The sequence below is a fragment of the Streptomyces sp. W16 genome, assembly GCF_033194735.1.
Lineage (GTDB): Bacteria > Actinomycetota > Actinomycetes > Streptomycetales > Streptomycetaceae > Streptomyces.
Genome location: NZ_JAWOAI010000638.1, coordinates 1 through 4919 on the forward strand (window position 1 = coordinate 1; position 4919 = coordinate 4919).

Sequence of the window (4919 nt, forward strand, 5' to 3'; positions counted from 1 at the left end):
CCAGACCTGGTAGGCGCCGGGGGCCATGGGCTCGTCGCCGGCGAGGGTCAGCGGGTCGATGACCGTCTCACCGGCGACCACGACCCGGTGGCGGTCGCCGCCCAGCGGTTCCAGGGCCGGCGGAAGCTCTCCGTCGGGATACCACCAGTGATTGCCCGCGGTGTCGTGGACGATGAGTTCCCCGTGCGCGGCGGAGAAGGGGTCGGGGACCTCCCAGTCCTCGGCCCCGCCGATGCCGTCGAGGAGTTCGGGGTCGAGCAGCATGCGTCCGCCGCGCTCCACGACGGTCAGCGGCTCGCCGTCGCCTCGGACCATGCCGATCCGGGTCCGGATCACCAGTCTGCCGTTGCGCCAGCGCATGTCGTCGACCTCGACCCGGGCCCTGATCCGCTCGGTGCGGCGGGCGAGTTCGACCAGGGAGTCGAGCCGGCTGCGCTCCAGCAGCTCCGCCCGCAGTCGGCTGATCGCCGGGAGTCCTTCGCGCACCCCCGGCGGATAGCTCGTCAGCGCCATGCGGCGGACGGTGGTGAAGTACGCCTCCAGATCCTTTCCGCTACGGCGCAGCACGCGTGGCTCGCTGACCGGCCGCAGCAGTTCCACCCGGTACGAACGGCGCAGCAGCCGGTCCTGGAGGTCGCCCGGCGGTGTGCCCTCCTTGATCGCCTCGACAACGTTGCCGAGGTGGCCGTAGTAGTCGTCGGGGGTGATCCGGCGGCTGCTGTTGTTGCCGCCGTCCTCGCGCCGGTTCCACCGGTAGCAGGGGTAACTGCCCAGTATCGACACCGTCTTGGCCCGCACATAGGTGCGCGCCATGAACAACTGGTCCTCCAGCCTGACCCGTCCCTCCGGGAAGCGGATCCCGTGTTCGTGCAGGAAGTCCCGGCGGAACATCTTGTGCGGCGTCAGGCTCTCGAAGAGCGGCGCGTCGGCGATGGTGCACCGCTCGACGGTCCGCTTGAACACATTGCTGGGCCCCTGCATCGTCCCGTGCACCTTGCCCAGCACGACGTCCGACCCGTTGCGCTCCGCCAGCGCGTACAGCCGCTCCAGCGCCTCGTACGACAACTCGTCGTCCTGGTCCACGAATTGGACGTACTTCCCCCTGGACAGATCGATCCCCACGTTCCGCGGCCTGCCCGGCCAGCCGGAGTTCTCCTGCCGGTGGACCCGGACGTGCGGGTGCGCCTCGGCCAGCCGTCCGAGGCGTTCGGCCGAGTCGTCCGTCGACCCGTCGTCGACGTACACGACCTCGTAGGCGTCCGCTCCCAGGCTCTGGTTGACGAGTGATGGCGCACAACGCTCTATGTAGGAACCGGCGTTGTAGATCGGCACGACAACGCTCACCTTGATCAAGACATCCCCCCCGGGACAAGTGTTGTTGCCCTACGAGACACTTGTTGTTGGGGATGAGTTGTACGGCCCTTGGTGCGCGCCTTACGAAATGGTTCGGGGGTCCCTGATGTACCGGCGTACGGCGAACGCGGTGTAGGCCAGGCCGATGAACCAGCCGATGGGTACCGCCCAGATGATGCCGTCCAGACCGAGCGGTCCCTTCAGGAGGGACGCCGTGGGGACCCGGGCCACCAGGAACGACAGCATCGTGCACACCAGGGGGAAGACGGTCCGGCCGATGCCGTTCAGAAAGCCGTGGACGACCGCCATCGCCGAGTAGAGGAGGAAGAACGGATACGTCATGAGGATGTAGGTGCCGACGATGGCGCGGACCGGCTCGTCGGTGGTGAACGCGGCGGCGATGTCGTGCCGCAGCAGGATCACGAGCAAGGACTCCGCCACCGTCCCCCACAGGCAGATCCGCAGCGCGTCGAGCAGTACCCGCCGGGCCCGTTCGGCGTCCCCGGCGCCGGTGTGCCGGGCCACGAAGACGGTCACCGCGCCGGACAGGTCGAGGTAGAAGCGCCCGGCGAGGGCCTCCAGCCGGGCGGCGATGCTGAAGGCCGCGATGGCGGCCGTGCCGAACGGGGCGATCAGCGAGGTCAGGACCATGGTGCCGAGCGAGAGCAGGACGTGCTGGATGCCGACCGGAAAGCCGAGGCGCAGGGCCGAGCCCGCCTGCCGGGCCAGTTCGGGCAGGCTGCTGCGGTAGCGGTGGATGCCGTGCCGGCGGGCCACCAGGACGAGGCCGGCCACGAAGGCCAGCGAACTGGCCGTCACCGTCCCGAGGGCCGCTCCGCGCAGCCCCAGTCCCAGCACGGCCACGAAGCTCCAGGCGAGGGCGATGTTGAGCAGGCTGCTGAACACCATGATGTACATGACCGTGCGGGAGTCGCCGAGCCCGCGCAGGAAGCCGCCGAGCGCGCCGATGCCGAACATGCCGGCGAATCCCAGGGACAGGGTCCGCAGATAGGTCGTGCTCCCGGCGGCCACGGTGCCGTGGATGCCCATGGCGTCGAGGAAGAACCCGGTGGCGGCGAAGACCAGTCCGACGCAGAGCGCGGCCCAGACCACGGTGAAGCCCGCGAGGCCGATGACGGCGTCCTCCTGCCGTTCGGCATGGCCGGATCCGGTCATTCTCGCGAAACGTATGGCGAATCCGCCGACCAGCCCGAGGAAGACGGCGTTGACGAGGTAGAAGATCGGCTGGGCGGCGCCGACGGAGGCCAGGCCGTCGATCCCCACGTAGTGGCCCACGATGATGCTGTCGGCCAACAGGTAGGACTGCTGCACGTAGTTGGCGACCGACATCGGCAGGCTGAACCCGAGAATCGCCCGCCGCTCGGAGCGCTCCTTCTGCCCCCGCTGTTCCCAACGGCCTTTCAGCACGCCCTTGTTCATTCCGCCCCCGCCGTATGCCGGTCCCCCGGCGTCTCAATTACCCCACTCCACAAGGCATTGATGCATGCCACACTCACTCCATGCCAGGTCCCATCCAGTCGCTGTCCCGAGGCGCCGCGCTGTTACGGCTGTTGGCCACCGGTGAGGGACGGCTAGGTCTCTCCGACGCCGCCTCCTCGCTCGGTCTGCCGAAGGGCACCGTGTACGGCATCCTGCGCACGCTGCGGCAGGAGGGCTTCGTCGAGCAGGATCCGGTGTCCGGCAAGTACGGGCTGGGCGCCGAACTGGCACGGCTGGGCGGCAGATACCTGCAGACCCACGAGTTGCGGGCCCATGCCCTGGCGTGGGCCGACGACCTGGCCCGGAGTACCGGGGAGGCGGTGCACGTGGGGGTGCCGCACCGGTCGGGCGTGCTGATCGTCCATCATGTCTTCCGCCCCGACAACACACGGCAGGTCCTGGAGACCGGCACGGTCGTGCCCCTCGGGGACACGGCGCTGGGCGCGGTCCTGGGCGCCTACACGTCCGAGTCGCCGCAACTGCCCGCGAGTTGGGCGGACCACGGGAGTTCGACGGCTTTCGGCGACAGCCCGGAGGCCGTCAGGGATCGCGGCTGGGCCTGCGTTCCCGGACCGGCCCGGGACGGCACGGCGTCGATCGCCGTACCGATCCGCGACAGGTGGAGGGCCGCCGTCGCGGCGGTGAGCGTGACGGGGTCCGCCGACCGGGTCTGCCCGGACGACTCGGTGCGCGCCTCACTGGTCTCCGCGGCCCGGACCTGCGCCCGCTCGATCTCACGCAGCCTCGGCGACACGGATCGCCCCTAGGGCCTGTCGTCTGGATCATGCCGGCGTCGCGGGGTGTGGCACGCACATCTGCGGCGTTGTCGTCGGTTGCCGACGCTCCGCGTCGCCGCCCTCCTCCGCCTTGCAGCTGCACGCACCACACCCCGCTCGGGTCGGCCGGCAAGGCACCGTGAGCCAGGCCGGCCTGATCCAGACGACAGGCCCTAGCGCCTGGCCACCACGGCCGGTTCCGGTCCGCCCCCACCACAGGAAACCCTCAACTCCACCCTCAACTCCCCTGCCACACACGGGTGCTGCGCTAATCTCACGTCACACGCACCACGCGAGAGACACAGGGTTCCCATGCCAGTCGAGTACCGCGGTCGGTCCGAAACGATGGCCTATGCGGCGGCGGGGATGGAACCGCCGCCCGTGGTCCCGTTGCGGAAGAGCGATCCCCGGCAGGCGGGGCCGTACCGGTTGCTTTCGGTACTGGGCAGCGGCGGGATGGGCCGGGTCTATCTCGGCCGCGACGCCACCGGCGGCACCGGCCCGGCCGCCGTGAAGGTGATCCGTCCCGAGTACGCGGAGGACCCGCAGTTCCGCAAGCGCTTCGAGCGCGAGGTCGGTGCCCTGGACAGCATCCAAGGGGCGCACATCGTACGGCTGTTGGGCAGCGGCTGTGACGAGGACCTGGTGTGGGTCGCCACCGAGTACATACCCGGGCCCACCCTTGACCAGTTGGTCGACGCGCGCGGGCCGATCGACGTGGCGGCTGCCTGGCGGCTGATGGGTGACGTGGGACGCGCGATCGAGGCGATCTGGCGCGCGGGGCTGGTGCACCGCGACCTCAAGCCGTCCAACGTCATCCTGGGTGCCGACGGCGCCCGCGTCATCGACTTCGGTGTCGTCCAGGCCACCGACGGCACCTCGATCACCGCCACGGGCCAGAACGTGGGCACCCCCGCCTACATGTCCCCGGAGCAGGTCCGCGGCCAGGAGGTGACCGCCGCCTCGGACGTCTTCTCACTGGCCTCCACGCTCACCTACGCCGTCGCCGGGGAGGCGCCCTTCGGCGAGGGTACGGGCGTCGATGTGTTGCACCGGGTGGCCTTCGACCCGCCACGGGAGGAAATCCTCGACAAGGTGGCGGCCGTCGACGCGGACCTGGCCGCGTTCATCCGCGTCTGCCTGGACAAGGACCCGGAGCAACGGCCGTTACCCGAAGCCGTGTTCAGGACCGCCATCGGGCATCAGCTGTCCGGGCCGGTCGGCGGCCCGCCACGCGTCGCCCCCGAGCGCCGGGCCTCCCCCGGGCTCGAAGCCGCCCCCGGTCGTGCG

At 70.1% G+C, this 4919-nt stretch carries 4 protein-coding genes; 2 read left to right on the forward strand and 2 right to left on the reverse strand.

The window, feature by feature from the left end; genetic code table 11:
• Together R6V09_RS45875 and R6V09_RS45880 are read right to left on the reverse strand one after the other, a co-directional pair.
• The coding region (locus R6V09_RS45875) for a glycosyltransferase family 2 protein (RefSeq protein ID WP_317887411.1) at positions 1–1332 on the reverse strand (1332 nt) is incomplete at its 3' end.
• Positions 1333–1434: 102 nt separating this feature from the next.
• On the reverse strand, positions 1435–2781 hold the full coding sequence (locus R6V09_RS45880; RefSeq protein WP_317887412.1) for an MATE family efflux transporter: 1347 nt from the start codon (positions 2779–2781) through the stop codon (positions 1435–1437).
• A 92-nt stretch (positions 2782–2873) separates the two neighbouring features.
• On the opposite strand from R6V09_RS45880, the gene R6V09_RS45885 reads away from it, so the two are divergent.
• Both R6V09_RS45885 and R6V09_RS45890 read left to right on the forward strand, forming a co-directional pair.
• A complete protein-coding gene (locus R6V09_RS45885) occupies positions 2874–3620 on the forward strand; it encodes an IclR family transcriptional regulator (protein ID WP_317887413.1) in 747 nt (248 codons plus the stop codon).
• Between the two features lie 390 nt (positions 3621–4010).
• The coding region (locus R6V09_RS45890) for a serine/threonine-protein kinase (RefSeq protein ID WP_317887414.1) at positions 4011–4919 on the forward strand (909 nt) is incomplete at its 3' end.